This is a genomic window from Oceanicella sp. SM1341 (genome assembly GCF_003448965.1).
GTDB lineage: Bacteria > Pseudomonadota > Alphaproteobacteria > Rhodobacterales > Rhodobacteraceae > Paroceanicella.
In genome coordinates, this window is the sequence record NZ_QRGC01000001.1 from 315,625 (window position 1) to 340,190 (window position 24,566).

General features: G+C 70.4%; 21 protein-coding genes. 7 read left to right on the plus strand and 14 right to left on the minus strand.

Annotated features, from left to right (window positions below):
* The first annotated feature begins 56 nt into the window (after window positions 1–56).
* Window positions 57–2,525 (plus strand): penicillin acylase family protein, encoded by a 2,469-nt coding sequence (locus D3P35_RS01430; protein ID WP_118132665.1) that lies wholly within the window; start codon window positions 57–59, stop codon window positions 2,523–2,525.
* A 15-nt stretch (window positions 2,526–2,540) separates the two neighbouring features.
* On the opposite strand, the gene D3P35_RS01435 is transcribed toward D3P35_RS01430, so the two are convergent.
* The 10 genes from D3P35_RS01435 to D3P35_RS01480 form a co-directional block, all read right to left on the minus strand.
* Window positions 2,541–2,999, minus strand: a complete 459-nt coding sequence (locus D3P35_RS01435; protein WP_118132666.1) for a GFA family protein — start codon at window positions 2,997–2,999, stop codon at window positions 2,541–2,543.
* 67 nt (window positions 3,000–3,066) lie between these two features.
* Window positions 3,067–4,287 (minus strand): cysteine desulfurase, encoded by a 1,221-nt coding sequence (locus D3P35_RS01440; RefSeq protein ID WP_118132667.1) that lies wholly within the window; start codon window positions 4,285–4,287, stop codon window positions 3,067–3,069.
* Window positions 4,287–4,901 carry a YIP1 family protein gene (locus D3P35_RS01445; RefSeq protein ID WP_118132668.1) on the minus strand — a complete coding sequence of 205 codons (615 nt, stop codon included), beginning with the start codon at window positions 4,899–4,901 and terminating at the stop codon, window positions 4,287–4,289. The genes D3P35_RS01440 and D3P35_RS01445 overlap by 1 nt, the downstream gene beginning before the upstream one ends.
* On the minus strand, window positions 4,898–5,482 hold the full coding sequence (locus tag D3P35_RS01450; protein ID WP_118132669.1) for a YIP1 family protein: 585 nt from the start codon (window positions 5,480–5,482) through the stop codon (window positions 4,898–4,900). Before D3P35_RS01450 ends, D3P35_RS01445 begins: the two co-directional genes overlap by 4 nt.
* 5 nt (window positions 5,483–5,487) lie before the next feature.
* Window positions 5,488–6,780 (minus strand): Fe-S cluster assembly protein SufD, encoded by a 1,293-nt coding sequence (gene sufD / locus D3P35_RS01455; RefSeq protein WP_118132670.1) that lies wholly within the window; start codon window positions 6,778–6,780, stop codon window positions 5,488–5,490.
* Window positions 6,780–7,535 carry a Fe-S cluster assembly ATPase SufC gene (gene sufC / locus D3P35_RS01460; RefSeq protein ID WP_118132671.1) on the minus strand — a complete coding sequence of 252 codons (756 nt, stop codon included), beginning with the start codon at window positions 7,533–7,535 and terminating at the stop codon, window positions 6,780–6,782. Before sufC ends, sufD begins: the two co-directional genes overlap by 1 nt.
* A gap of 116 nt (window positions 7,536–7,651) precedes the next feature.
* A complete protein-coding gene (locus tag D3P35_RS01465) occupies window positions 7,652–7,846 on the minus strand; it encodes a hypothetical protein (protein ID WP_198670417.1) in 195 nt (64 codons plus the stop codon).
* Between the two features lie 94 nt (window positions 7,847–7,940).
* Entirely contained in the window at window positions 7,941–9,458 is a 1,518-nt protein-coding gene (sufB, locus tag D3P35_RS01470) for a Fe-S cluster assembly protein SufB (protein ID WP_118132673.1), read from the minus strand.
* 98 nt (window positions 9,459–9,556) lie between these two features.
* Entirely contained in the window at window positions 9,557–10,624 is a 1,068-nt protein-coding gene (locus D3P35_RS01475) for a cysteine desulfurase family protein (protein ID WP_118132674.1), read from the minus strand.
* Window positions 10,621–11,094, minus strand: coding sequence for an Rrf2 family transcriptional regulator (locus D3P35_RS01480; protein ID WP_118132675.1), 474 nt, complete (start codon window positions 11,092–11,094; stop codon window positions 10,621–10,623). The genes D3P35_RS01475 and D3P35_RS01480 overlap by 4 nt, the downstream gene beginning before the upstream one ends.
* 165 nt (window positions 11,095–11,259) lie before the next feature.
* On the opposite strand from D3P35_RS01480, the gene D3P35_RS01485 reads away from it, so the two are divergent.
* The gene (locus D3P35_RS01485; RefSeq protein ID WP_118132676.1) at window positions 11,260–11,910 is read left to right on the plus strand and encodes an alpha/beta hydrolase; all 651 of its coding nucleotides are present in this window, start codon (window positions 11,260–11,262) and stop codon (window positions 11,908–11,910) included.
* A gap of 245 nt (window positions 11,911–12,155) precedes the next feature.
* Here D3P35_RS01485 and D3P35_RS01490 read toward each other — a convergent pair whose 3' ends face one another.
* The gene (locus D3P35_RS01490) at window positions 12,156–13,331 is read right to left on the minus strand and encodes an anhydro-N-acetylmuramic acid kinase (protein ID WP_118132677.1); all 1,176 of its coding nucleotides are present in this window, start codon (window positions 13,329–13,331) and stop codon (window positions 12,156–12,158) included.
* Between the two features lie 65 nt (window positions 13,332–13,396).
* On the opposite strand from D3P35_RS01490, the gene tyrS reads away from it, so the two are divergent.
* Complete coding sequence (gene tyrS, locus D3P35_RS01495; protein ID WP_118132678.1) at window positions 13,397–14,650, plus strand: tyrosine--tRNA ligase; 1,254 nt, start codon at window positions 13,397–13,399, stop codon at window positions 14,648–14,650.
* Window positions 14,651–14,982: 332 nt separating this feature from the next.
* On the opposite strand, the gene D3P35_RS01500 is transcribed toward tyrS, so the two are convergent.
* Entirely contained in the window at window positions 14,983–18,666 is a 3,684-nt protein-coding gene (locus tag D3P35_RS01500) for an AsmA-like C-terminal region-containing protein (RefSeq protein ID WP_118132679.1), read from the minus strand.
* A 259-nt stretch (window positions 18,667–18,925) separates the two neighbouring features.
* Here D3P35_RS01500 and D3P35_RS01505 point away from each other — a divergent pair, with 259 nt between their 5' ends.
* The 4 genes from D3P35_RS01505 (at window position 18,926) to D3P35_RS01525 (ending at window position 22,235) form a co-directional block, all read left to right on the plus strand.
* Window positions 18,926–19,396, plus strand: a complete 471-nt coding sequence (locus D3P35_RS01505) for a peroxiredoxin (protein ID WP_118132680.1) — start codon at window positions 18,926–18,928, stop codon at window positions 19,394–19,396.
* Window positions 19,393–20,220 (plus strand): ferritin-like domain-containing protein, encoded by an 828-nt coding sequence (locus D3P35_RS01510; protein WP_232830325.1) that lies wholly within the window; start codon window positions 19,393–19,395, stop codon window positions 20,218–20,220. The genes D3P35_RS01505 and D3P35_RS01510 overlap by 4 nt, the downstream gene beginning before the upstream one ends.
* A gap of 199 nt (window positions 20,221–20,419) precedes the next feature.
* On the plus strand, window positions 20,420–21,757 hold the full coding sequence (locus D3P35_RS01520) for a DUF5930 domain-containing protein (protein WP_232830326.1): 1,338 nt from the start codon (window positions 20,420–20,422) through the stop codon (window positions 21,755–21,757).
* Window positions 21,747–22,235: a polymer-forming cytoskeletal protein gene (locus tag D3P35_RS01525; protein WP_118132682.1), complete on the plus strand. Its 489-nt coding sequence runs from the start codon at window positions 21,747–21,749 to the stop codon at window positions 22,233–22,235. The genes D3P35_RS01520 and D3P35_RS01525 overlap by 11 nt, the downstream gene beginning before the upstream one ends.
* 79 nt (window positions 22,236–22,314) lie before the next feature.
* On the opposite strand, the gene D3P35_RS01530 is transcribed toward D3P35_RS01525, so the two are convergent.
* Both D3P35_RS01530 and prfB read right to left on the minus strand, forming a co-directional pair.
* Window positions 22,315–23,238 carry a DMT family transporter gene (locus D3P35_RS01530; protein ID WP_198670418.1) on the minus strand — a complete coding sequence of 308 codons (924 nt, stop codon included), beginning with the start codon at window positions 23,236–23,238 and terminating at the stop codon, window positions 22,315–22,317.
* 159 nt (window positions 23,239–23,397) lie between these two features.
* Window positions 23,398–24,525 (minus strand): peptide chain release factor 2, encoded by a 1,128-nt coding sequence (gene prfB / locus D3P35_RS01535; protein WP_118132683.1) that lies wholly within the window; start codon window positions 24,523–24,525, stop codon window positions 23,398–23,400.
* Window positions 24,526–24,566 lie beyond the last annotated feature (41 nt).

Genomic DNA, 24,566 nt, shown 5'->3' on the forward strand with positions numbered 1-24,566 from the left:
CCCATGCCTTGATGGACTGGTAAGGAAAGCGGGTCAAGTTCGAGGGAAAGGCCCCCATGGCCCTTGCATTCAAATGGCTCACCCGGATCCTGCTTGCCATGGTGGTCCTCGGGCTCGGGGCGCTCGGCCTCGCCTGGGTCGTCACCTCCGGCTCGCTGCCGGATTACGACGGCAAGTACCGGGTGAGCGGCATCGACCAGCCGGTGGAGATCGTGCGCGACATCCACGCCGTGCCGCATATTCTCGGCAAGACCGACCGGGACACCTATTTCGGCCTCGGCTTCGTGCACGCGCAGGACCGGCTGTGGCAGATGGAGATGAGCCGGCGCACCGCGCAGGGCACGCTCTCCGAGCTGTTCGGCGAGCGCACGCTGGGGGTGGACCGGCTGATGCGCGCGCTCGACATCTACGGCATCTCGGTGCGGGCCGTGCGCCACCAGTCGCCCGAAACCATGGCGGCGCTGGAGGCCTATGCCGCGGGGGTGAACGCCTGGATCAGCCAGGTCGGGCGTGACGCGCTGGGCCGCGGGGCGCCGGAATTCCTGCTCTTCACCCAGCAGATCGCGCCCTGGACCCCGGCGGATTCCATCGCCGTGGCCAAGCTGATGGCGCTCAACCTCACCGCCCAGGCGGCGAAGGAAACCCGCCGCGCCGCCCTCTCGCTCGCCCTGCCGCCCGAGCGGCTGCGCGACATCCTGCCCGACTACCCGGACCAGGCCGTGGTGGGCATGCCCGAGTTCTCGCAGCTCTTCCCGCAGGTGCCCGCGCCCTGGCAGCATGCGAGCGCCGCGCCCGATCTCTCGCCGCTGAACCCGCCGGGCTTTGCCGGCGCCTCCAATGCCTTCGCCGCCGCGGGCAGCCGCACCGCCACCGGCCAGCCCCTGCTCGCGACCGACCCGCATCTCGGGCTCACCGCGCCGGGCGTGTGGATGCTGGTGCGGATGAACTTCCCCGACACCGACGTGATCGGCGCCTCCATCCCCGGCCTGCCGGCGGTGGTGATGGGCCGCAACCAGGATTTCGGCTGGGGGCTCACCACCGCCTATGTCGACGACCAGGACGTCTATATCGAGAAGCTCGACCCGGAGGATCCGGAGCGCTACCTCACCCCCTCGGGCCCGCAGCCCTTCCGCTCGCGCGATGTGCTGATCGCGGTGAAGGACGAGGTGTCCCAGAGCATGGAGCTGCGCTGGACCCGGCACGGCCCGGTGATCCCCGACGGGTTCTTCGGCGCCTCCGACGTGACGCCCCAGGGCCATGTCGCCACCCTCGCCTGGACCGGCTTCACCGAGGACGACCACTCGATCGAGAGCCTGATCCGGCTGATGCGCTCACATTCCATCGAGGAGGCGCGCCCGGCGCTGCGCCTCGCCGTGGCGCCGGCGCAGAACGTGGTGATGGCCGACCGGGCCGGCAACGTGGCCATGCAGGTGGCGGGTGCCGCCCCCCTGCGCAAGCTCACCCACCAGGGCCGCGGCCGCCTGCCCGTGCCCGGCTGGGTGGCGCAGAACGACTGGGACGGTATCGAGCCCTTCGAGGACATGCCCTTCGTGGAAAACCCCACGGGCGGCATCGTGGTGAACACCAACAACCGCACCACCGACCAGCCCTTCCCCTACCACCTCAACCTCGACTGGGGCGACAGCCAGCGCATCGAGCGCGCCACCCGGCTGCTCGAGCAGCGCGAGTTCCACTCCCGCGAGAGCTTCGTCGAGATCCAGACCGACATCGTGTCGGAGACCGCGCGCACCCTGCTGCCGCTGATGGCGCGCGATCTGTGGTGGGCGGGCGACCCCGCGCCGGACGACCTGCGCGGCCGCTTCCGCAAGCGCGCGCTCGACCGGCTGGCGGAATGGAACGGCGAGATGAGCGAATACGGCCCCGAGCCGCTGATCTACGCCGCCTGGGTGCGCGCCCTCACCCGGCGCCTCGCGCTCGACGAGCTCGGCCCGCTCTTCGACCGGGTGCAGGGCATCGAGCCGATCTTCATCGAGCGCGTGCTGCGCGATGTCGACGGCGCCGGCGCCTGGTGCGACATCGTCAAGACCGAGCCGGTGGAGACCTGCGCCGAGATCACCCGCCTCGCGCTCGACGACGCGCTCACCGAGCTGGAGGAGACCTACGGCGACGAGATGGAGAGCTGGCGCTGGGGCGACGCCCATGTGGCGCTGCAGAAACACCCGGTGCTGGGCGACATCTTCCCCTTCTCGATGTTCGTGAACATCGAGCAGCCCACCTCGGGCGGCGATTTCACCCTGATGCGCGGCCAGATGCGCAACTCGGGCCCCACGCCCTACGCCAACGTGCACGGCTCGGGGTTCCGCGCGGTGTATGATTTCTCCGACCCCAACGGCTCGGTCTACATCATCTCCACCGGCGAGAGCGGCCACCCGTTCTCGCGCCACTACGACGACCTGTCGGACCTCTGGCGGCGGGGCGAGTACATCCGCATGACGCTGGACATCGACGAGGCCCGCGGCGGCGCCATCGGCACCACCCGCCTCGTGCCGGCCGAGGGGGGCTGAGCCCGCGCGCGCCGCTCAGCCGTGCGCGGCGGCGTAGGCGGCGGTGAGCTCGTCGTATTGCGAAGGGTCCGGGAAGGCGTCGAAACTGTAGCGCGCCGGCACATGCGCCCAGGGCAGCTTTTCGGCCGTGCAGGTCTCGATGAAGGGGATGAACCAGGCGGTGTCCTCGAACATCGTCGGCCGCACATTCACGAATGCCTCGACCCCCACGATGCGCGTGTAGGCCCAGGTCTTGCAGTCCGGGCAGAACATGTGGCGCAGCGTGGGGCCGCGCACGCCCCCCACCACCGGCTCGCCGCGGGTGACGGCAAAGCCCGCCGCCGGCACCATCGCGGTGAGGGAGAAGGCGCTGGCCGACATCTTGCGGCAGCCGGCGCAGTGGCAGGCCGCGGTGAGGAAGGGCGCTGCGGTGATCTCGATGCCGAGGTCGCCGCAGCGGCAGGCGCCGGCAAGGGGGAGCTTCGGAGCACTCATCGCGGGGGTCCTTTCCGTCAGGCACCGGGCAGCCCCGGCGCGCCGCCGGGGCCCGCCGCTGCGCGTGTCAGGCGAAGAGCCGGTGGCAGGTCTCCAGCGCGTCGACCAGCGTGTCGACCTCCGCCTCGGTGTTGTAGAGGCCGAAGGAGGCCCGGCAGGTGGCGGTGACGCCGAGGAACTCCATCAGCGGCTGGGCGCAGTGGTGCCCGGCGCGCACCGCGACGCCCTTCTGGTCGACCACGGTGGAGATGTCGTGCGGGTGGCCCGCGCCTTCCATGGTGAAGGAGAAGATCGCGCCCTTGGTGGCGGAATGGCCCTGCACGTTCAGCCAGTTGAGCCCGGCCAAACGGTCACGCGCATAGTCGCGCAGCCCGTGCTCGTGGGCGGCGATGTTCTCCATGCCCAGCCCGGTCATGTAGTCGATCGCGGCGCCGAGGCCGATCATCGGCACGATGCCCGGGGTGCCGGCCTCGAACTTGTGCGGCGGGTCGTTGTAGGTGATCGTGTCGCGCCTGACCTCGTGGATCATGTCGCCGCCGCCGATGAAGGGGCGCATCTCGGCCATGCGCGCGCGCGAGGCGTAGAGCGCGCCGGAGGCCGAGGGGCCGTAGAGCTTGTGGCCGGTGATGGCGTAGAAATCGCAGCCGATGGCCTGCACGTTCACCGGCATGTGCACCGCGGCCTGGCTGCCGTCGATCACGGTCACGATGCCGCGGGCCCGTGCCGCGGCGCAGATCGCGGCCACGTCGACCACCGTGCCCAGCACGTTCGACATGTGGGTTACGGCGATCATCTTCGTGCGCGGGGTGATGGCGTCGATCACCGCCTGGGGGTCTAGGTCGCCGTTGGCATCGAGCTCGACCCATTTCAGCACCACGCCCTGGCGCTCGCGCAGGAAGTGCCAGGGCACGATGTTGGCGTGATGCTCCATCACCGAGAGGATGATCTCGTCGCCCGGCTCCAGCCGCGGCGCGGCCCAGCCGTAGCTCACCAGGTTGAGCGACATGGTCGAGCCGGTGGTGAACAGGATCTCGTCCTCGTGCGCGGCCCCGAGGAAGCGCTGCAGCTTGCCGCGCACCGCCTCGTAATGCTCGGTGGCGAGGTTGGAGAGGAAATGCAGCCCGCGGTGGACGTTGGCGTATTCGTGCTCGTAGGCGCGAGTGACCGCGTCGATCACCGCCCGCGGCTTCTGGGCCGAGGCGCCATTGTCGAGATAGGTGAGCGGCTTGCCGTTCACCTTGCGCGAGAGGATGGGAAAGTCGCGGCGGATTTCGTGGACGTCGTACATCAGGAGCCTCCGGGAGGGGCGGTGACCGGGCTGCCGAGCGCCAGCATCGCCAGCAGGGCGAATGCCAGGGTCACCACGAAGGTGACGGCCACCACGCGGCCGGTGCGCTCGACCCCGAGCGCCTCGGCCACGAAGCTGGCGAACACCCAGATGCTGACCACGGAGAACGCGATCTCCACCAGCATCAGCAGCGCGGGAGGCAGCGCGAAGAAGCACAGCGCCTGCACGGCGCCAAGAATGGCGAGCACCAGCCCCACCCAGGCCACGGCGGTGACGATGCGCAGGTATGGCGCGGGGTGGCGGAACACCCGGCCCGCGCCGGAGACCAGCGCCGAGACCACGAAGACCGAGATCACCCGCAGCGCCATGCCCAGCGGCGAGAGCCCGGGAAGCTGCAGCGCGGTGAGGAGCGCGGGGTCGGTCGTCTCGGGGTCAGGGGTGGGCAGGGTGAAGCTCACCGCCTGGTAGACCAGCACGTCGATCACCACGGTGGTGGCGATGATCAGCCCGACGACGCCCCAGCCGAAGCCGGCGTTCAGGATGGAGCGCGCGGCGGAGCGCGGCGCCGTGACGCTCTGCCAGACCACGTTGCCGAGGGAGAATCTGTCGCTCATACGGACCCTGCAAGCCAGAGCAGCGCCATGGTCGCCAGCGGAACCGCGACCAGGGCGATGAAGGTTGGCGCGCTGTGCTCGAAACGCTCCGCCTCGGTGAGGCAGAGCGACCAGAACCACAGCGACACGATGGAGACCACCGCCGAGGGCAGCTCCGCGAGATCGACCCCGCCCAGCCGGGCGAGGCTGTTGAGCACGCCCGCCACCAGCGTGAGCGGGGCGGCCAGCAGCAGCGCCCAGAACAGCGCCAGCCGGGCCGAGGCATAGCTGCCCTGCCCGCCCATCCGCCGCGCCACGAAATGCGAGAGCGCGGCGAGCACGTAGAGCATCAGCGGGCCGAACAGCACGTGGCTCACGAAGAGCGCGCCCACGAAGGCCGGTCCGGGGTCTTCCGCTCCGGGCTGGGGGGGCGGCGCCTGCCGGACAAGCTCCGGCAGGCGGGCGGCGAAGATCACCGTCATCGCCAGCATGGCGTAGAACAGCAGCCGCGATTCATGCGGCTGGCGCTCCTCCTCCATGCGGAAGGAGGCGCGCACCCCGCCGTAGCCCGCCAGCACGCGGCCGATGAGGGTGTCGCGCACCGCCCTCAGCCCTGCCGGCGCCGGGCCATCCAGGCCTGCAGCCGCGCGCGGATGTCGTCGGCCAGCCGCTCGTCGGCGATCTCCTGCACCGCCTCGTCGACGAAGGCGAGCACCAGCATGTCCTGCGCCGCGTCCTTCGGCACCCCGCGCGAGGTGAGGTAGAACAGCGCCGTCGGGTCCACCGCGCCCACGGTCGAGCCGTGCGAGCAGGCGACATCGTCGGCGTAGATCTCGAGCTCCGGCTTGGCGAGGAACTGGCTGTTGTCGTCGAGCAGCAGGCCCTGGCTGATCTGGTAGCCGTCGGTCTTCTGCGCGCCGGGCTTCACCAGGATCTTGCCCTGGAACACGCCGGTGGCGCCGTTGCGCAGCACCTTCTTGAACACCTGCCGGCTCTCGCAATGCTCCGCGTCATGGGTGATGAACACGGTGTCGTCATGCAGGAACGAGCCGTCGCCGAGGCAGCAGCCGGCGATATGGGCCGAGCCGTTGTCGCCCGTCATCTCCACCACGCATTCGTTGCGGGTGAGGCGGCCGTTCGCGGTCATGGTGAAGGTCTTGAACAGCGCGTTCGCGCCCACCCGGGCGAAGATGTGGGTGACGGCGCGGCGCTCGTGCTCGCGGCCCTGGGAGCGGACGTGGTGGAACTCCGCCCCGTCGGCCACCTCGACCTCCATGCACTTGTTGAAGCGCGCGGCGGCGGGGCCGTTCTCGAGCAGGGTGAAGCTCGCGCCCTCGTCGACCCGGATCACGTGGCGGATGACCGCGTCGCAATCGTCCTCCTCGTGCAGGTAGCGCATGGCGACCGGGCGGCTCACCTTGCCGGTGGCGCGGATCACCATGCCCTGGCGGGCCACGGCGGTGTTGAGGCTGGCGAGGGGGCGCGGCACCGGGGCCTGGCCCCGGCCCTCGAGCAGGCCGAACACGTCACGCGCCCAGTGGATGTCCACCGAGAGCGCGTCGGAGAGCGGCTCGATGGTGAGGTTCTCCTCCGCCAGGTCGTCCGACAGGTCGGGGCGGAACACGCCGTCGACGAAGACGATGCGGATGCGCTCCACGTCCGACCAGATCGCCGGTTCCTCGGCGGGCTGCGCCTCGCCCTTCGGCGGCTCGGCCGAGATCAGCGTGGCGGGGTTGGTGAAACGCCAGTACTCGTCACGCGCGGCGGGTGCCCCGGTCTCGAGAAACCATGCGGCCGCCTGCTCCCGCGCCTCCGTGGCCCAGCGGCTCTCGCCGACGGGCGCCGGATGCGCGGCCAGCAGGGCTGCCGCGTCGTCGCGCTTCTTGGCAGGCAGAGCCATCAGGCCACCTCCGCCAGGATGTCGGCGTAGCCGTTGTTCTCCACCTCGAGCGCGAGCTCGGGGCCGCCGGTCTTGATGATCCGGCCGTCGGCCATGATGTGCACCACGTCCGGTCTGATGTGGTCCAGCAGGCGCTGGTAATGGGTGATCACGAGGAAGGAGCGGCCCTCGCTGCGCAGGGCGTTCACGCCGTCGGCCACCAGCTTCATCGCATCGACGTCGAGGCCGGAATCGGTCTCGTCGAGGATGCACATGCGGGGCTCGAGCATCGCCATCTGCAGGATTTCGTTGCGCTTCTTCTCACCACCGGAGAAGCCCACGTTCACCGGGCGCTTCAGCATCTCGGCGTCGATGTTCAGCGTCTTTGCGCGGGTGCGGACCTCCTTGAGGAACTCGGCGGCGGAAAGCTCCGCCTCGCCGCGCGCCTTGCGCTGCGCGTTCACCGCGGTGCGCAGGAAGATCATGTTCGACACGCCGGGGATCTCGACCGGGTACTGGAACGCGAGGAACAGGCCGGCTGCGGCGCGCTCCTCCGGCTCGAGGCCGAGCAGGTCCAGGTCGTCGAGATGGGCGGCACCCTCGGTGACCTCGTAGCCGTCGCGGCCCGAGAGCACGTAGGACAGGGTGGACTTGCCCGAGCCGTTGGGGCCCATGATGGCATGCACCTGCCCGGGCCCGACCTCGAGGTTCACGCCCTTGAGGATCTGCTTGTCCTCTTCCTCGAGCTTCACATGCAGGTTTTCGATCTTCAGCATTCTTTTAACCTTCCAGCTTGTGGCGCGAGCAGAGACGTCCCGCGGGGTGCATTGCGACCTGCTCCCCGCGGAATGCCCGGCGCCCGTCGCGGGCGCCGGACCGCGCGGATGCGGCTTTACTGTTCGGCATTGCCCGACATCGACATCCCGCGGTCGAGCACCGTGGAGTCGCGGTTTTCCATGAGGACGCGCGCCAGCCATTTCGTGGCGAAGCCCACGAGGTAGGCGGCGACAAAGTACCAGATGCTCAGCCCGAAGACGGCGGAACCGATCAGCAGGACGAAGAACGCAACAAAGCTTGCGATACTCACCCCTTTGAGGATCTCGGACACGCCTTCGAAGACAACAGCAGTCTTATGCATCGTATTCAACTTTCCATCTCTCGGCTTGCGTACACTTCAGGGATCAGCCTACCGACCCCTCAAGGCTGATGGCGACCAGCTTCTGGGCCTCCACAGCGAACTCCATCGGCAGGGCCTGCAGGACTTCCTTGCAGAACCCGTTCACCACCAGAGCAACCGCCTCCTCCTCGTCCATGCCGCGCTGGCGACAATAGAACAGCTGGTCGTCATCGACCTTCGAAGTGGTGGCCTCGTGCTCCACGCGGCTCGAATTGTTGCGGCACTCGATGTAGGGCACCGTGTGCGCGCCGCACTGATCGCCGATCAGCAGGCTGTCGCACTGGGTGTAGTTGCGGCTGTTCGCCGCCTTGGGGTGCATCGAGACCAGGCCACGGTAGGTGTTCTGCGCCTTCCCCGCGGAAATGCCTTTGGAAACAATGCGGGAGCGGGTGTTCTTGCCAAGATGGATCATCTTGGTGCCGGTGTCCGCCTGCTGCATGTTGTTGGCAATCGCGATGGAGTAGAACTCGCCCTGGCTGTCGTCGCCGCGCAGGATGCAGGACGGGTATTTCCAGGTCACGGCCGAGCCGGTTTCCACCTGGGTCCACATCACCTTGGAGCGGTCGCCGCGACAGTCCGCGCGCTTGGTCACGAAATTGTAGATGCCTCCCTTGCCCTCCTCGTCACCGGGGTACCAGTTCTGAACGGTGGAATATTTCACCTCCGCATCCTCGAGGGCCACGATCTCGACCACCGCCGCGTGCAACTGGTTCGTGTCACGCATCGGCGCCGTGCAGCCTTCGAGATAGCTCACATACGACCCTTTGTCGGCGATGATAAGTGTCCGTTCGAACTGGCCGGTATTCTCTGCGTTGATGCGGAAATAGGTTGACAACTCCATCGGGCAGCGAACGCCCTCGGGCACGTAGACGAAGGAGCCGTCCGAAAACACCGCCGAATTCAGCGTGGCGTAGAAGTTGTCGGACTGGGGCACGACCGAGCCGAGGTACTTGCGCACCAGCTCCGGGTGCTCGCGCAGCGCCTCGGAGATCGAGCAGAAGATCACCCCGGCCTCGGCCAGCTCCTTCTTGAAGGTCGTGCCGACGGAGACGGAGTCGAACACCGCGTCCACCGCCACCTTGCGGCCCTCGGCGGCGGCCTCCTCGGCGCCCTCCACGCCCGCGAGGATCATCTGCTCCTTCAGCGGGATGCCGAGCTTCTCGTAGGTGCGCAGCAGCTCGGGGTCGACCTCGTCGAGCGACTTGGGCCGCTCGGTCATGCTCCGGGGCTGGGCGTAGTAGAACTGGTCCTGGAAGTCGATCTTCGGGTAATGGACCATCGCCCATTCCGGCTCGTCCATGGTCAGCCAGCGGCGGTAGGCCTGCAGGCGCCACTCGAGCATCCACTCCGGCTCTTCCTTCTTCGCCGAGATCAGCCGCACGATGTCCTCGTTCAGCCCCTTCGGCGCGTAATCGGTCTCGATATCGGAGTTCCAGCCGTACTTGTAGCGGGCGCCGACGTTGCGAACGGCATCGACGGTATCCTGGTCGACGCCTTCCTTGACGTTGTCGAGTGCGTTCATTTCAAAACCCCTTCCGGCCCCGAGGGAGGACCTGTTTCACGTGCTGCCCGCTCTTGCAAGGCGATCCCGTTCGGGTGACAGCGTGTTTACGTATCGTCTCAGGCGGCCTTGCGGCGGTAGCGCCTGTAATGTCCGGCCCAGGCCGCGGCAAAGGCGGCCAGGGTGTCGCGCGTCGTGTCCGGCCCGAAGCTGACCCTCAGCGAGGACGATGCCGCGACATCGTCGAGACCCATCGCGGAGAGCACGCGGCTCGGCCCCACCTTGCCGCTGGAACAGGCCGAACCCGCCGAGACGGCGAACCCGGCGAGATCCATCTGCATCACCTGCGTCTCGCCCTTCCAGCCGGGGGTGACGAGGCAGACCGTGTTGGGCAGGCGCGACGCCTCCTGCCCGGCGATCAGACTGTCCGGTGCCGCGTCGCGCAGCATCGCTTCCAGTTCATGTCGATGTTCTTCGACAGAATTCCAGACCCCGTCGGCGATATCCTGCCATGCAGCGGCCGCAGAGGCGCCGAATCCGGCGATTCCGACCAGATTCTCGGTGCCCGGCCGCCGCCTGCGCTCCTGTCCGCCGCCGCGCAGCAGCGGCTGCGGGTCGCGCCCGGGCTTGAGGATCAGCGCCCCCACCCCCTTCGGCCCGCCGAGCTTGTGGGCCGAGACGATGGCCCAGTCCGCCCCGGAGCCGGCGAAGTCGAACGGCACTTTCCCGAAGGCCTGCACCGCGTCGATCATGAGGTCGGCACCCTCCTGCGCCCGCGGCGCCTGCAGCACCCCGGTCTCGGAATTCGCCGCCTGGATGGCGACGAGCCCGGCCGTGCCCTGCGGCATCGCCAGCGCCCGGCCAGCGGCATCCACGCCGATCTCGGCCGTGCCATGGGCATGCACGCAGTCATGCTCGGTGGCGAGCACGCTCACCGCCTCGTACTGCGCCGCCACCAGCGCCGCGGCCTCGGTGGCGCCGGAGGTGAAGACCACCTGCTCGGGCGAGACCCCGGCCAGCCGCGCCACCTGCTCGCGCGCCTTCGCGAGGAGCGCGCGCGCCTCCCGCCCCTCGGCATGCACCGAGGAGGGGTTGCCGGTCACGTCCATCGCCGCGCACATCGCGGCGCGCGCTTCCGGGCGCAGCGGCGCGGTGGCGTTCCAGTCGAGGTAGGCGCGTGGGGTCATCCCTCGTCCACCAGTTCGATGAAGGCCGGCACTGCCGGGCAGGGCGCGAGCTGGTTGCCGGTCACGTCCGACAGCCGGGTCTGGTGCAGGAACACGTAGACATGCGCCGAGAGCTGTTCCCACAGCCGGTCGGTGAGCTTCTGCGCATCGGTGTTGAGCGAGCCGCCCGAGGCGCCCGCACCGCGGCGCATCGCGTCCATCGTCTCGTCCACGGCGGCGAGAATCGAGGCGATGCGGATCTCGTCCACAGGCCGCGCCAGGCGGTATCCGCCGCCGGGTCCGCGCACGCTCTCCACGATGTCCGCCCGGCGCAGCTTCACGAAGAGCTGCTCGAGATAGGCCAGCGAGATGTCCTGCCGCTCCGCCATCTCCGACAGCGAGACGAGCCGGTCCGCGCCGTGCACGGCCCCCTCCCGCGCCATGTCGGTGAGCGCGATCATCGCATAGCGGCCCTTGGTGCTCAGTTTCATTCTCTCGCGCCCCATGCGGCAGGTTGACGTAATGTTGACCAGGAACTAACTGCAAGTCCCAGTCCGTGCGGGAAGCCCGCCAGTTTAGAATCTTTCTAGGTATTCCGAGCGATTCCGTCAAGCACTGGCGGGTCCGGGTGCCGATCAAGGGAGCGAACCCGAACCATGCCAGAGGTGATTTTTCCCGGTCCTGACGGTCGGCTCGAGGGCCGTTACCACCCCCAGAAGGACAAGGACGCGCCGATCGCCATCATCCTGCACCCGCATCCCCAGTTCGGCGGCTCGATGAACAACAAGGTGGTCTACAACCTGCATTACGCGTTTCATCGCATGGGGTTCACCTGCCTGCGCTTCAACTTCCGCGGCGTGGGCCGCAGCCAGGGCGAGTATGACCAGGGCATCGGCGAGCTCTCGGACGCGGCCTCCGCGCTCGACTACCTGCAGATGATGAACCCGAACGCGAAGGCCTGCTGGGTGGCCGGCTTCTCCTTCGGCGCCTGGATCGGCATGCAGCTGCTGATGCGCCGGCCGGAGATCGCGGGGTTCGTGTCGGTGTCGCCGCCGGCGAACATGTACGATTTCACCTTCCTCGCGCCCTGCCCCTCCTCCGGGCTGATCCTCAACGGCGACGCCGACCGCGTGGCGCCGCCCGCCGAGATCACCAAGCTCGCCGACAAGCTCAAGCAGCAGAAGGGCATCACCATCACCCACGAGACCGTGGCCGGGGCGAACCATTTCTTCGATCCCGGAATGGAGGAGATGATCTCCCGCGTGGAGAACTACGTGACCGGCCGGATGGCCGAGACCACCCGCTGAGCAGACCCGGGCCGCCTTCGCGGCCCGTTTCCTTTCCGGGAGGCTCGCGGTGTTCCGGCGGGGGCCCGGCGGCGGGAGGCCCCGGCTCGGAGGCCGGGGCGCCGGACGCGGGGGCGGCTGCCGTCACGCGTTCCCGCACGGCGCCGGGCCCGGTGTGAACTTGGCCATCAGATCAGCCGGATCCGGTCAGGGCCGCCGCTCCGGTTCCCTCGCGGGGGACCACCCCTACGCCCGGCTCCGAGCCCTCACGCGTCCGGCTCCGGCCCGTCGGGCAGGCTCACCCGCCCGCCGCACACCGGCGCGGCCACGCCCGTGGTGCCCGGCGCCGAGGTGGGCAGGCCGCGCAGCACCCGCACCGCGAGATACGCGAAGGCCTGTGCTTCCAGCAGATCGCCGTCGAGCCCCACCGCCTCCACCGGCAGCACCGGCGCCTCCAGCCGCTCGGCCAGCATGCGCATCATCACCGGGTTGCGCCGCCCGCCGCCGCAGACCAGCCAGCGCTCCGGCGGGGCGGGGAAATGCCGCGCCGCCTCGGCCACGCAATCGGCGCTGAAGGCGGTGAGCGTCGCCGCCCCGTCGGCGGTGGACAGTCCCTCCATTCCGGCGAGCACGGCGGCGAAATCATTGCGGTCAAGCGACTTGGGCGGCACCCGGTCGAGATAAGCCCGCGCCGCGTTGGAGGCGAGGCGCTCCGGGTGAACCCGGCCTGCGGCGGCGGCGGCCCCGTCCCGGTCGAGTGCTACCCCGGTGCGGCGCCACATCCAGTCGTTCACCAGCGCGTTCGCGGGGCCGGTGTCGAAGGCGAGCAGCGCCCCCTCCGCCGCTGCGTCGGCTGCCGTGGGGTCGACCCAGGTGACGTTTCCCACGCCGCCGAGATTCAGGAAGACCAGCGGCTTGTCCGCCCCGATGGACCGGGAGAGGGCAAAATGGAAGAACGGCGCCAGAGGGGCGCCCTCGCCACCCGCCGCCACGTCGGCACTGCGGAAATCGCTCACCACCGGCAGGCGGACACGGGGGTCGCAGGCCAGCGCCCGCGCGTCGCCGATCTGCAGGGTGTAGCCCGCCTCGGGCCGGTGCAGCACGGTCTGGCCGTGAAAGCCCACCAGCGCGGCGCGCGCGCCGTGCTCCTGCGCCAGCGCCGCGCGGCAGGTGCCCACGGCCTCGGCATGGCTCTCGCCCAGCACCGCCTCGGCGGCGGCAAACGCCTGCCCTGCCTCCGGCGCCATGCCGCGCTCCGGCTGCCAGTGCCCGGCCGCCGCCTCCAGCGCCGCGCGCAGCGCCGCCGCCTCGGCCGGCGCGTAGTCGCGCGCGGCACCGGGGCCAAGCGCCTCGATGTCGATCCCGTCGGTGCACACCGCCGCGGCGTCCACGCCGTCGAGCGAGGTGCCGCTCATCAGTCCCACTGCCCAGATCGGCCGCATCACCCTTCCCTTTCGTGCCTCCCCCCCATATAGGAGGGCGATCGAAATCCCAAGGATCCGGAGCAATGACCCACACACCCAAGAGCGACTTCCTGAACGTGCTGCTCAGCCGCGGCTTCATCCAGGATTGCACCGATTACGAGGGCCTCGACCAGGCGCTCCTGTCGGGGGTTGTGCCGGGCTATATCGGCTTCGACTGCACGGCGGACAGCCTGCATGTCGGCAGCCTGATCCAGATCATGATGCTGCGCTGGCTGCAGAAGACCGGCCACAAGCCGGTCACGCTCATGGGCGGCGGGACCACCCGCATCGGCGACCCCTCGGGCAAGGACGAGGCGCGCCAGCTGCTCACCGACGAGAAGATCGCCGAGAACATGTCCGGCATCCGCAAGGTCTTCGCGCGCTACCTCTCCTTCGGAGACGGCGCCACCGACGCCATCCAGCCCAACAACGCCGACTGGCTGGACCAGCTCAACTACATCGACTTCCTGCGCGACTACGGCCGGCACTTCACCATCAACCGCATGCTGGCCTTCGACAGCGTGAAGTCCCGGCTCGACCGCGAGCAGCCGCTCACCTTCCTCGAGTTCAACTACATGCTGCTGCAGGCCTACGACTTCCTCGAGCTCGGCCGGCGCTACGGCCTGGGGCTGCAGATGGGCGGCTCGGACCAGTGGGGCAACATCCTCAACGGCGTCGAGCTCACCCGCCGGGTCGACCAGCGCCAGGTCTTCGGCCTCGTCTCGCCGCTGCTCACCAAGGCGGACGGCACCAAGATGGGCAAGACTGCCGGCGGCGCGATCTGGCTCAACGAGGACAAGCTGTCGAACTACGAGTTCTGGCAGTTCTGGCGCAACACGCTCGACGCCGACGTGGGCCGCTTCCTGCGCCTGTTCACCGAGCTGCCGCTCGAGGAATGCGATCGGCTCGCGGCCCTCGGCGGCTCGGAGATCAACGAGGCGAAGGTGATCCTCGCCAACGCGGTCACCACCCTCGCCCGCGGCGCCGAGGGTGCCGCGGCGGCCGAGGCGACGGCCCGCGAGGTGTTCGAGAAGGGCGGCGTGGGCGAGGACCTGCCCACCGTCACCCTGCCCGCCTCCGAGCTGGACGCGGGCGTCTCGCTCGTGCAGCTCCTGGTGCGCGCGGGGCTCGCGGCCTCGGGCAAGGAAGCCAAGCGGCTCATCGCCGAAGGCGGCGCGCGCGTGAACGACGAGCCGGTGACCGACGCCGGCCGGATGATCGCCGCCGCCGAGATCGACGCGCAGGGCCTGAAGCTCTCCGCCGGCCGCAAGCGCCACGCCCTCGTGCGCGCCGGCTGACAGGCTTTCCGCACCGCCCCCCCCCGGGCGGTGCGGCCCTGCCGGGCGCGCGCCCTCCGCACACCACCGACCGCGCCCGCCGCGCTGCAGGCCCCTGCCGCTGCGCGGCCGTCGGGGTATTCCCCCCCCATGACTGCTCCCGGTTCCGCCCGACGGCATCTGCCGATGGACGCGGGCAGGATACGGGCGGCACGCAGCACTCACCCACGCGCAGGATCCGCGGTCCCGGCCACCCGTGCCGCGCCGCTGCATGACTTGCGCGCGCTGCACCCCGGGCCGGGTTGAGCAACGCGGCGCCGCCTGCCGCATCAGCGGTCGTTGGCCCTGCCGCATCAGCGGTCGTTGGCATCGTCCGGCAGCGGGGCCGGAACGGGCGCCGCCGCGGGGTCGCCCTCGAGCTGCATCGGCCCGGGGTCGGGCACCGGGGCCTCGCCGTTCGAGCTGGAGAAGATCGAGCGCAGCGCGCCGGGGGTGAGGATGGAGAGCGGGTTCACCGAGACATCCGGGTCCTCCGCCGAGCCGCTCACCGAGTAGGAGAAGCCGAACACGCCCTCGCCCTCGCCGCCGGTCAGCAGGTCGCCCAGCAGCGGCACGCCGCTCAGCAGGCCGTTGAGGATGAAGGCCGGCGAGAACACGCCCTCGAGGTCGAGACTGTCGGCGGCCTCGTCGTAGACCCCCTCCACCGTGATGCCCAGCGAGGGGCCGGTGGCCCGGGTCTTGCCCAGCACCAGCCGGCCGCCGCGCCAGGCGAAGGGGGCATCCACGTCGTTGAAGGTGAGCCCGCCGGTCGCCAGCGTCTCCACCACGCCGGTGATCGAGGCGACGGAGAGGATCTGGCTCAGCGTCGGGTCGTCGCGCACCTGGATGTCGCGCAGGGCGAGCTGGCCGGTCACGTCGCCCGGCCCCGTCGGGATCCGGGCCATCAGCCGCATGCGCCCGCCATAGGCGTGGCCGAAATAGGCCGTGTCGCGCAGGAACCTGCCGGCGTCCTCGCTGTCGAGCTGGACAGTGAGGCCGCGCGCGGTCTGGCCGATGGTGAGGTCGCTCTGCGCACCGCCGTTGGCGAGGCCCTCGAAGGCGAGGTTCATCCGGCCCAGCCGGTTCTGCCGCAGCCGCCCGGTGGCGGGCTCGATGCGGATGCGTGGGGTGATGATGAGCGACTCGAGGTCGAAATCGACCGCGATGCGCGGGCTTTCCGTCTGCGCCCCGGCCTCGGCGGGGGGCGTGGCCGGGGTTTCGGCCGGCGCTGTGGCCTGCGGCGCGGCGCTCTCGGCGGCGCTGACCATGTCGCCGAGCGCCAGCAGGTCGAGGCTGCCGCCCCGCAGCCGCAGGCGCAGCGGTGCATTTTCGCGCGGGATGACCGAGAGCGTGGAATCGATCGCCTCGCCCAGCCGGAACGTGGGAAAGGTCGCGCCGGCGAAGCGCCCGTCGAGCCCGATGCGCGCGCTGCCCTCGAGCGCGAGATCGGCAGCCTCCAGCGACACGTTGCTGCGCACCTCGCTGTCGGTCACCCGGCCCGCGAGCACGAGCGATCCCTCGGTCTCGGCCGGCTTGGTCCAGCCCAGCCCCGGCAGGGTGAGCAACACCGGCGTGAGGTCGCCCTCCAGCCGGAAGCGCGGCTCCGCGCCCGGGGCGAGGCTGGCGGAGACGCGCGCCGGCATGCCGCCTGCAAACACCTCCTCCGTGCCGCCGGCGCCGAGGGCGGCGAGCAGTTGCGGCGTGATGGTGGTGGTGCCCGACATGTTGCTCTGCGAGGGCGAGAAGCGCTCGTTCCACACCATGTCGACACGCGCGGGCCCGGCCCGGACCACGCCGCTGACCCGCAGCGCGCTGTTGTCGGCGGTGAGGGCGAGGCGCTCGGCGGAGAGCGGCAGCGCCGCCACCGGGCTGTCGGCCGAAGCGTCGGTGACGGTGGCGCTGGCCTGGGCCTGCAGGTCGTCCACGTCGAGGTCCTTGACCAGCGGGAAGGTGAGGCGGGCATCCACCTCGGCCCGGCCGCGGGCGAAGCCGGGGTCGAGCCCGATCTTGCTCAACAGGCGCAGCGGCGGCTGGTCGATGAGGGTGAGCACCGCCGGCAGCGGCCCCTTCCCCTTCAGCCGCGCATCCGCGTGCTGCGGCTCGTTGCCGAAATCGGGAATCGAGAACACCGAGCCGGACATGTCGATGGGCTCGAACCCCTCCATCTCCACCCGCCCGCTCTGCAGCGTCACCGAGAGCCCCTCGAGGTCGAGCGAGCCGATGCCGCGCGCATCCACGATGGGCGGCAGGGTGGGAAGCGGGTAGGCCAGCCCATCCTTGAAGGAGAAATTCATCGAGAATTCAGGCGTTTCCCCGTCGAACCTGAGACCGGCCACGAGCCGGGTCACCACGCCCTCGCGCATGTTCTCGCTCACCCACTTGCGGCCGCCGCGGGCCAGGTCAAGCGGCCAGAGCGCGGCGAGGCGCTGCGCGGTGATGCCCGAGGCGCTGGCGTCGAGCGCCATGTGCCAGGCACCGCCCTCCCGCGCCGGGCCGCTCTCGCGCGCGATTGTGCCGGAGACCGAGATGCGCTGGTCGCCGTCGATCAGGCGCGCCTCGCCGATCTCGAGCTGGAACGGCTCGAAGCGCGCCTTCAGCGCCAGCCGCCCGCCGGCGAAGCGCACCGGCGCCGCGAACTGGTCGCGCGGGGCGGCCACGATGTCGGACAGGGTGAGCTGGGTGGTGATGCCGGTGAAGCGTCCGTCCTCCTCGGTGAGCTCGGCGTCTCCGGTGGCGGTCACGGCGGCCTGCTCGGTGTCGATGGCGAGGCGGTTCATGGTGAAATGGCCGCTGCGCCCGTCGTAGGTGATGTCGAGCATCCCGCCGGTGAGCGGCACGTCCTCGTCGCCCAGCCGCAGCTCGCCGCTGCCCAGTTCGGCCCGCCCGGTGAGATAGCCCAGCGAGCCGTCGAGCCCGAGGTCGATCTCGTAGGTGCCCGAGAGCGGCGCCTCCAGCGGCCGGATCCACTCCAGCGCCGGGATCTGGTCGGCCACGTCGCCGGCCCAGGCGTTGTCGAACCGCGCGCTGATCGCCATGGAGGAGGCGCCGAAGGCGTAGTTCGCGGTGAGCGCGAGCGCGGTGGGTGCCCGGCCCGGCTTCTCCAGCCGGATGCGCGCCGCGCCGGTGATGCGCTCGGGAGAGCGCTGCAGCACCACGGCGCCGTTCCGCGCCGTCCACACCCGGCCCGAGAGATCGTCCACGTAGCGCAACCGGGCCCGGATCAGCCGGATGCGGGTGAGCCGGCGCAGCGCCGGCTCCTTGTCCGCGGCGAGCGCGCTCATGAAGGCCTGGAAGGCGCTCTCGCGCCGGCTGGCGAGCGGGTCGCCCTCGGCGGGCCCGGCCGGCGCGCCCCCGGGCGTGGCCACGGTCTCGTCCGTTCCTGCCGGGGGCGCGGCCCCGGGGGCAGCCCCGCCCGGCGCGCTCTCGCCCTCGAGGTCCTCCACGGGCAGCAGCAGCACGGTGAAACGCCCGTCCGCGTCGCGGTGGATACGCCCGGCGGCCCCGGCGACGAACACTTCCGTGGGGGCAATCTCGCCGCGCATCAGGTCGGAGAGACGGAGGCGCGCGCCCACCTCGGGCACCGAGAAGATCGTGGCGCCGGAGCTGTCGCGCAGCACCAGGTCGCGCAGGCGCAGCCCGGCGGGCTCGTCCTCGCCCCGGCCGAGACCGAACACCAGGCTGCCGATCTCCACCGTGTTGCCGGGCAATTGCCGCTCCAGCCGGGTTTTCGCGATCTCGGCGGCGAAGGGGATCTCGACCGGGCCCTGCTGCAGCCGCAGCACCAGCAGCCCGGCCAGCACCACGACCAGCACCAGCAGCGCAATGAACAGCCGGCCCAGCGAATGCAGCCCGTGCCGGGCGATGCGCGTGGCAGGCCGGCGGCGGCGGCGCGGATGCCGGCCGCCTCCGCCCCCGGGCGGGGTGGCCGGGCCCCGTGCGGTGTCGGGCGCGGCCTCGGTGCCGGCCTGCTGCGGGCCGGCGTCAGGGTTGTCGTTCATTCTCCGCCCCCCGAGCGGTGGTCTCGTCCCGTCCTGCCTGTACGGGGTCTGCTCGCCTGCGCTGCCTGCACCGGGCCCGCGGGGTCGCGCGCGCCCGCGCAAAGGGGCTTGCGATCGACCCGCGCCTCTGACCGTATGGGCCCCGGCGCGCCCGCGCGGCCGGCTGCCCTCACCCGCGAGGGGCCGGCCCGGCGGCGAGGGGCACCGCAGAGTCTCAACCTATCCCGTCCCGACGGAAAGGCGAAGGAAAAGCGCAACCATGTCACAAGCTCTCGAGCCGGGCGCCCCGGCGCCGGATTTCACCCTGCCGCGCGACGGCGGCGGCGATGTCACCCTCTCCGGGCTGCGCGGCAAGGCGGTGGTGGTGTATTTCTACCCGCGCGACGACACGCCCGGCTGCACCCGGGAGGCCCTCGGCTTCACCGAAGCGGTGGCCGATTTCGACGCCGCGGGCGCCGTGGTGCTGGGGATCTCGAAGGACACCGTGGCAAAGCACGACAAGTTCGTCGCCAAGCACGGGCTCCGGCTCATCCTCGCCTCCGACGCCGAGGGCACGGTCTGCGAGGACTGGGGGGTCTGGGTGGAGAAGAACATGTACGGCAAGACCTCCATGGGCGTCGAGCGCGCCACCTTCCTGGTGGACCCGCAGGGCCGTATCGCCCGGGTCTGGCGCAAGGTGAAGGTGCCGGGGCACGTGGAAGAGGTGCTCGCGGCGGTGAAGGCCCTGTGAGCCCCGGGGAGAGCCTGCCCGGCACGCTCACGGGCTGCGCCTGCGCGGTGCTGCGCACGGCCGATGCGCGGGCGAAGGCGGCGCTGAGCCGCCGGCTCGCCGCGCATTGGCGCGCCGCCGCCGAGGCCGGGGCGCCCCTGCCGGTCGGCGACGCGGCGCCGCCGGACACGCCTGCCCGCCCGGAGCGGCCGGAGCTGCTCGACCCGCGCGAGATGCCGCGGCGGCGCACCGGCTCTGCCGCGGGCCGCGTGGCGCTGCTGCATGCCATCGCGCATATCGAGCTCAACGCCATCGACCTGCACTGGGACATCCTCGCCCGCTTCGCCCAGGTGCCCATGCCCGCCGGCTTCGCCGAGGACTGGGTGCGCGCCGCCGATGACGAGGCGCGCCATTTCAACCTGCTCGCCGACCGGCTGGAGGCGCAGGGCTCCGCCTACGGCGCCCTGCCCGCCCATGCCGGCCTGTGGCGCAGCGCCGAGATGACCGCGCATGATCTGCCCGCCCGCCTCGCCGTGGTGCCCATGGTGCTCGAAGCGCGCGGGCTCGACGTGACACCCGGCATGATCGAGGCCTTCGGGCGCGCCGGCGACAGCGAGAGCGTCGCGGCTCTCGAAGTGATCTACGCCGACGAGGTGGCCCATGTCGCCTACGGTTCGAAATGGTTCCACTTCCTGTGCGGCCGCGCGGACATCGACCCGAAGACCGCGTTTCACGATCTCGTCCGCCGCTATTTCGGCACCGGCCTGAAGCCGCCGTTCAACGAGGCCAGGCGCGCCGACGCCGGCCTGCCGCCGGATTTCTACTGGCCGCTGGTGGAGCAGTGAACCAGCGGTTTGCCGCTGTTTCGCGTCAGTTTTCCACAGGTTTTCGGCGGATTTCCGCCGGTCTTGCGGCGGGCTGGTAACATCTGTCGCGGCACCGGGATTAGGCATTGCGCTTCAGAAATAATTTACCTAACGGTGCAAATAAGCAACAGCATCGGGGCGCCTGAGGGGTCGGCGCCCAGGGGGACAGGTATTTCGAATGGCTGCTAAACTGCGCAAGGTTCGGGGCGCTCTGGGGAGAGTGTGTCCGGAACAGAAGGTCTTCATCCGCAGCGAGGATCGCACGAGGTGCCTGCGCCTCTCTCCGGTCAGCCAGATAGCGCTCTGTGCCGCGCTGGCAATAGGCTTGGGCTGCACCGCGGTCGCCACCGCCCGCTTCACGCTGGGGCTGATGGACGGCACCAGCTCGGAGGAGCAGATCGCCCTGCTGCGCCAGAGCTACGAGCAGCGCCTCACTTCGCTGGTGGACGAGCGGGACACCGCGCGCGAGGCGGCGGAGAGCGCCCAGGCGCGCTTCCAGGCCGCGATGGTGCAGGTGGCTGCCAGCCAGTCCGACCTGGTGCGCGCGGGCGAAGAGAGCCGGGCACGCGAGCTCACCCTCGAGGCGGTGCGCCAGAAGCTCGCCGAGGTGGTGCGCGTGCGCGACCATGCCCTGCGCGAGAACGGCGCGCTCACCAGCCAGCTCGCCGGGGCCGAAGGCGCGCTCGACCGGCACGCCGGCTCGGAGACCGACCTCGCCGCCACGCTGCAGACCATCTCCTACGCGCTGTCGGATTCGGTGCGCAAGGGCGAGCAGGCCGAGGCCGACGCCCAGGCCCTGAACGACCAGCTCGCCTCCATGCGCGACCAGGCCGCCCTCGACCGCCAGCGCCAGCAGCACATGCTCGAGAAGCTCGAGGAGGCGGTCGCCGTGAGCCTCGACGGGCTCGACGGCCTGCTCTCCGCCACCGGCATGGACCCCGACGACCTCGTGGCCGAGATCCGCAAGAGCTATTCCGGCGAGGGCGGGCCGCTCATCCCCGCCACGGCCGTCGTCGCCGCCTACGAGGACGACCCGCAGAGCATCCGCGTCACCGCGCTGATGCAGGACATGGAGCGCATCCAGCTCATGCGCATCGCCGCGGCGAAGCTCCCCCTCGCCCAGCCGGTGCACATGACCTACCGCATCACCAGCCCCTTCGGCACGCGGCGTGACCCCTTCACCCACCGCGCCCACCGCCACGACGGCCTGGACATGGCCGCGCCGCGCGGCACGCCGATCACCTCCACCGCCGAGGGCGAGGTGATCTTCGCCGGCCGCCAGCGCGGATATGGCAACGTGGTCAAAATCCGTCACGCCTTCGGCGTCGAAACGGTATATGGTCACCTGAGCAAGATTCGTGTGAAACGTGGCGAGCACGTTGCAGTGGGCGACCGTATCGGCGATATGGGAAGCACTGGCCGGAGCACCGGAAGCCATCTTCACTACGAGATCCGGATTGACGGAACAGCCGTGAACCCATTGACCTACCTCAAGGCAGCGAAAAATGTTCTCTAAGAGCAAGATCACCGACCCGATCGACCCCAAGGACAGCCCCGCCACCGGCGACCGCCCGGCCGTCCCGCCGTCCAGCCCGGCCCCGGTGTCCTCTCCGGCCCCCGCGCCGCAGAAGCCGAAGCCCGCGCCTTCGGTGCTCTCCTCCGACCTGACCGTGACCGGCAACCTCGTCACCGCCGGTGACATCCAGGTGGAAGGCACGATCGACGGCGACATCCGCGCCCACCTGCTCACCGTCGGCGAGACCGCGACCATCAAGGGCGAGGTCGTGGCGGATGACGTGGTGGTCAACGGCCGCATCGTCGGCCGGGTGCGCGGCCTGAAGGTGCGCCTCACCTCCTCCGCGCGCGTCGAGGGCGACATCATCCACAAGACCATCGCCATCGAGAGCGGTGCGCATTTCGAGGGTTCCGTCGCGCGCAACGACGATCCGCTGAACGGCGACCCGAAGCCGCGCCCGAAGCCCTCCGAGGGCTGAGCGCCTGCCTCAGGCATGAAGGGGGCGCGGCCTGCGAGGGCCGCGCCCCTACGCGTTTCGGCCCCCCGGCCCCGGAGCCTCAGCCCCTGAGCCGGCGCAGCAGCCGCCCGTCCATCGCCGCGAGGCCGCAGCCGATGAGCAGCATGCCGGCGAACTGCCGCGGCTCAAGCCGCTCGCCCAGCACCAGCACGCCCAGCAGCACCGCCCAGACCGGGATGAGGAAGGTCACGAGCCCGAGGTTGGTCGCCCCCGCCCGGGCGAGGATGCGGAAGTAGAGGATGTAGGCCAGCGCGGTGGAGACGAGCGCCAGCGCCAGCACCGCGAGCACCGCCTGCGCCGAGGGCACGGGCAGCGCCCAGGGCCGGTCGAGCAGCAGCACCAGCGGCGCGAGCATGAGGGTGGAGCCGGTCACCTGCCCCGCCGCAGTGGTCACCGGGTCGACACCGAGGCGGCGGAAGCGCCGCCCGAAGACGCCGGCGAAACCGTAGGAGAGCGCCGCCCCGAGAATGGAGAGCTGCGCCCCCACCCCGCTCCCGAGCCCGGAGAGCAGACCGGGCCCGATCATCACCACGACGCCGGCGAAGCCCGCGCCCACGCCGAGCACGCGCGGCAGCGTCATCCGCTCGTCCGCCAGCAGGGCGCCTGCCACGAGCACGGTGAAGAGCGGCGTGGTGGCGTTGAGGATCGAGGCGAGGCCGGAGGCGATCTCCTGCTGGCCGTGCACGATGAGCACGAAGGGAATGGCGTTGTTCAGCAGCCCCATGCCGAGGAACGCCGCCCAGACCCCCGGCGCCCGCGGCACCGCCCGGCCGGTGAGCAGCACCACCGCCCAGAGCGCCAGTGCCGCCAGCGCCACCCGGGCCCCCACGATGGTGAGGGTCGGCAGCTCGCGCACCGCGAGCCCGACGAAGAGGAACGACCCGCCCCAGAGCAGCGACAGCCCGAGCAGCATCAGCCATTCCGAAGCGCCCATGGTGAGCCGGGGTGCCGTGGTGTCCTGCATCTGTCCCTCCCGCGGGTGTTTTCCCGTCTCCTTCTACCGCGCGCCGCGCCGCCCGGCGACCCGGATCCTGCGCAAACGCGAAACGCCCGCGGCAGGGCGCGGGCGTTTCAGAATTATCAATATCTTACGCACCATACCTCGCGCTTTGCGCGAAGCGGCTCACTCCTCGGCGTTGGCCTCGGCGCGGGTCTTGCCGGTCACGTCCATCGCGAGGGCGGCGGCCATGAACTGGTCGAGGTCGCCGTCGAGCACGCCCTGCGTGTCGGAGGTCTCGACCTGGGTGCGCAGGTCCTTCACCATCTGGTAGGGCTGCAGCACGTAGGAGCGGATCTGGTTGCCCCAGCCCGCGTCACCCTTCGCGTCATGCTGGTCCTGGATCGCCTGGGTGCGCTTGCGCATCTCGAGGTCGTAGAGCCGCGATTTCAGCGCCGCCATGGCGTTGGCGCGGTTCTGGTGCTGGGATTTCTCCGAGCTGGTCACCACGATGCCGGTGGGGATGTGGGTGATGCGCACCGCCGAGTCGGTGGTGTTCACGTGCTGCCCGCCGGCGCCGGAGGAGCGGTAGGTGTCGATGCGGATGTCGTTGGGCGCGATCTCGATCTCGATGTTGTCGTCGATCACCGGGTAGACCCAGACCGAGGAGAACGAGGTGTGGCGCCGGGCGGCCGAGTCGTAGGGCGAGATGCGCACCAGCCGGTGCACGCCGCTCTCCGACTTCATCCAGCCATAGGCGTTCGGACCCTTGATCTGGTAGGTGGCCGACTTGATGCCCGCCTCCTCGCCGGCGCTCTCGGACATGAGCTCGACCTTGTAGCCGTGCTTCTCCGCCCAGCGGACATACATGCGCGCCAGCATCGAGGCCCAGTCGCAGCTCTCGGTGCCGCCGGCGCCGGAGTTCACCTCGAGATAGGTGTCATTGCCGTCGGCCTCGCCGGAGAGCAGCGCCTCGATCTCCTTCTGCTGGGCGCGGGCATGCACCTCGCGCAGGGCGGTCTCGGCCTCCCCGATCACGTCCTTGTCGCCCTCGGCCTCGCCCATGGCGATGAGCTCGACATTGTCGGCGAGGTCCTGCGCCAGGGCCTTGTAGCCCTCCACCGCGTCGGCGAGCTGCTGGCGCTCGCGCATCAGCTTCTGGGCCCGGGCGGGGTCGTTCCACAGGTCCGGGTCCTCGGACATGGCGTTGAATTCCTCGAGCCGGAACTCCGCCGTCTCCCAGTTCATGCGGTGACGCAGGAGCTCGAGCGACTTCTCGATTTCCTCGACCAGGCTGGCGATCTCGGCGCGCATGTTCACTCTCCCATCGGATCCGACCCCCGGCCGGGGCCGGG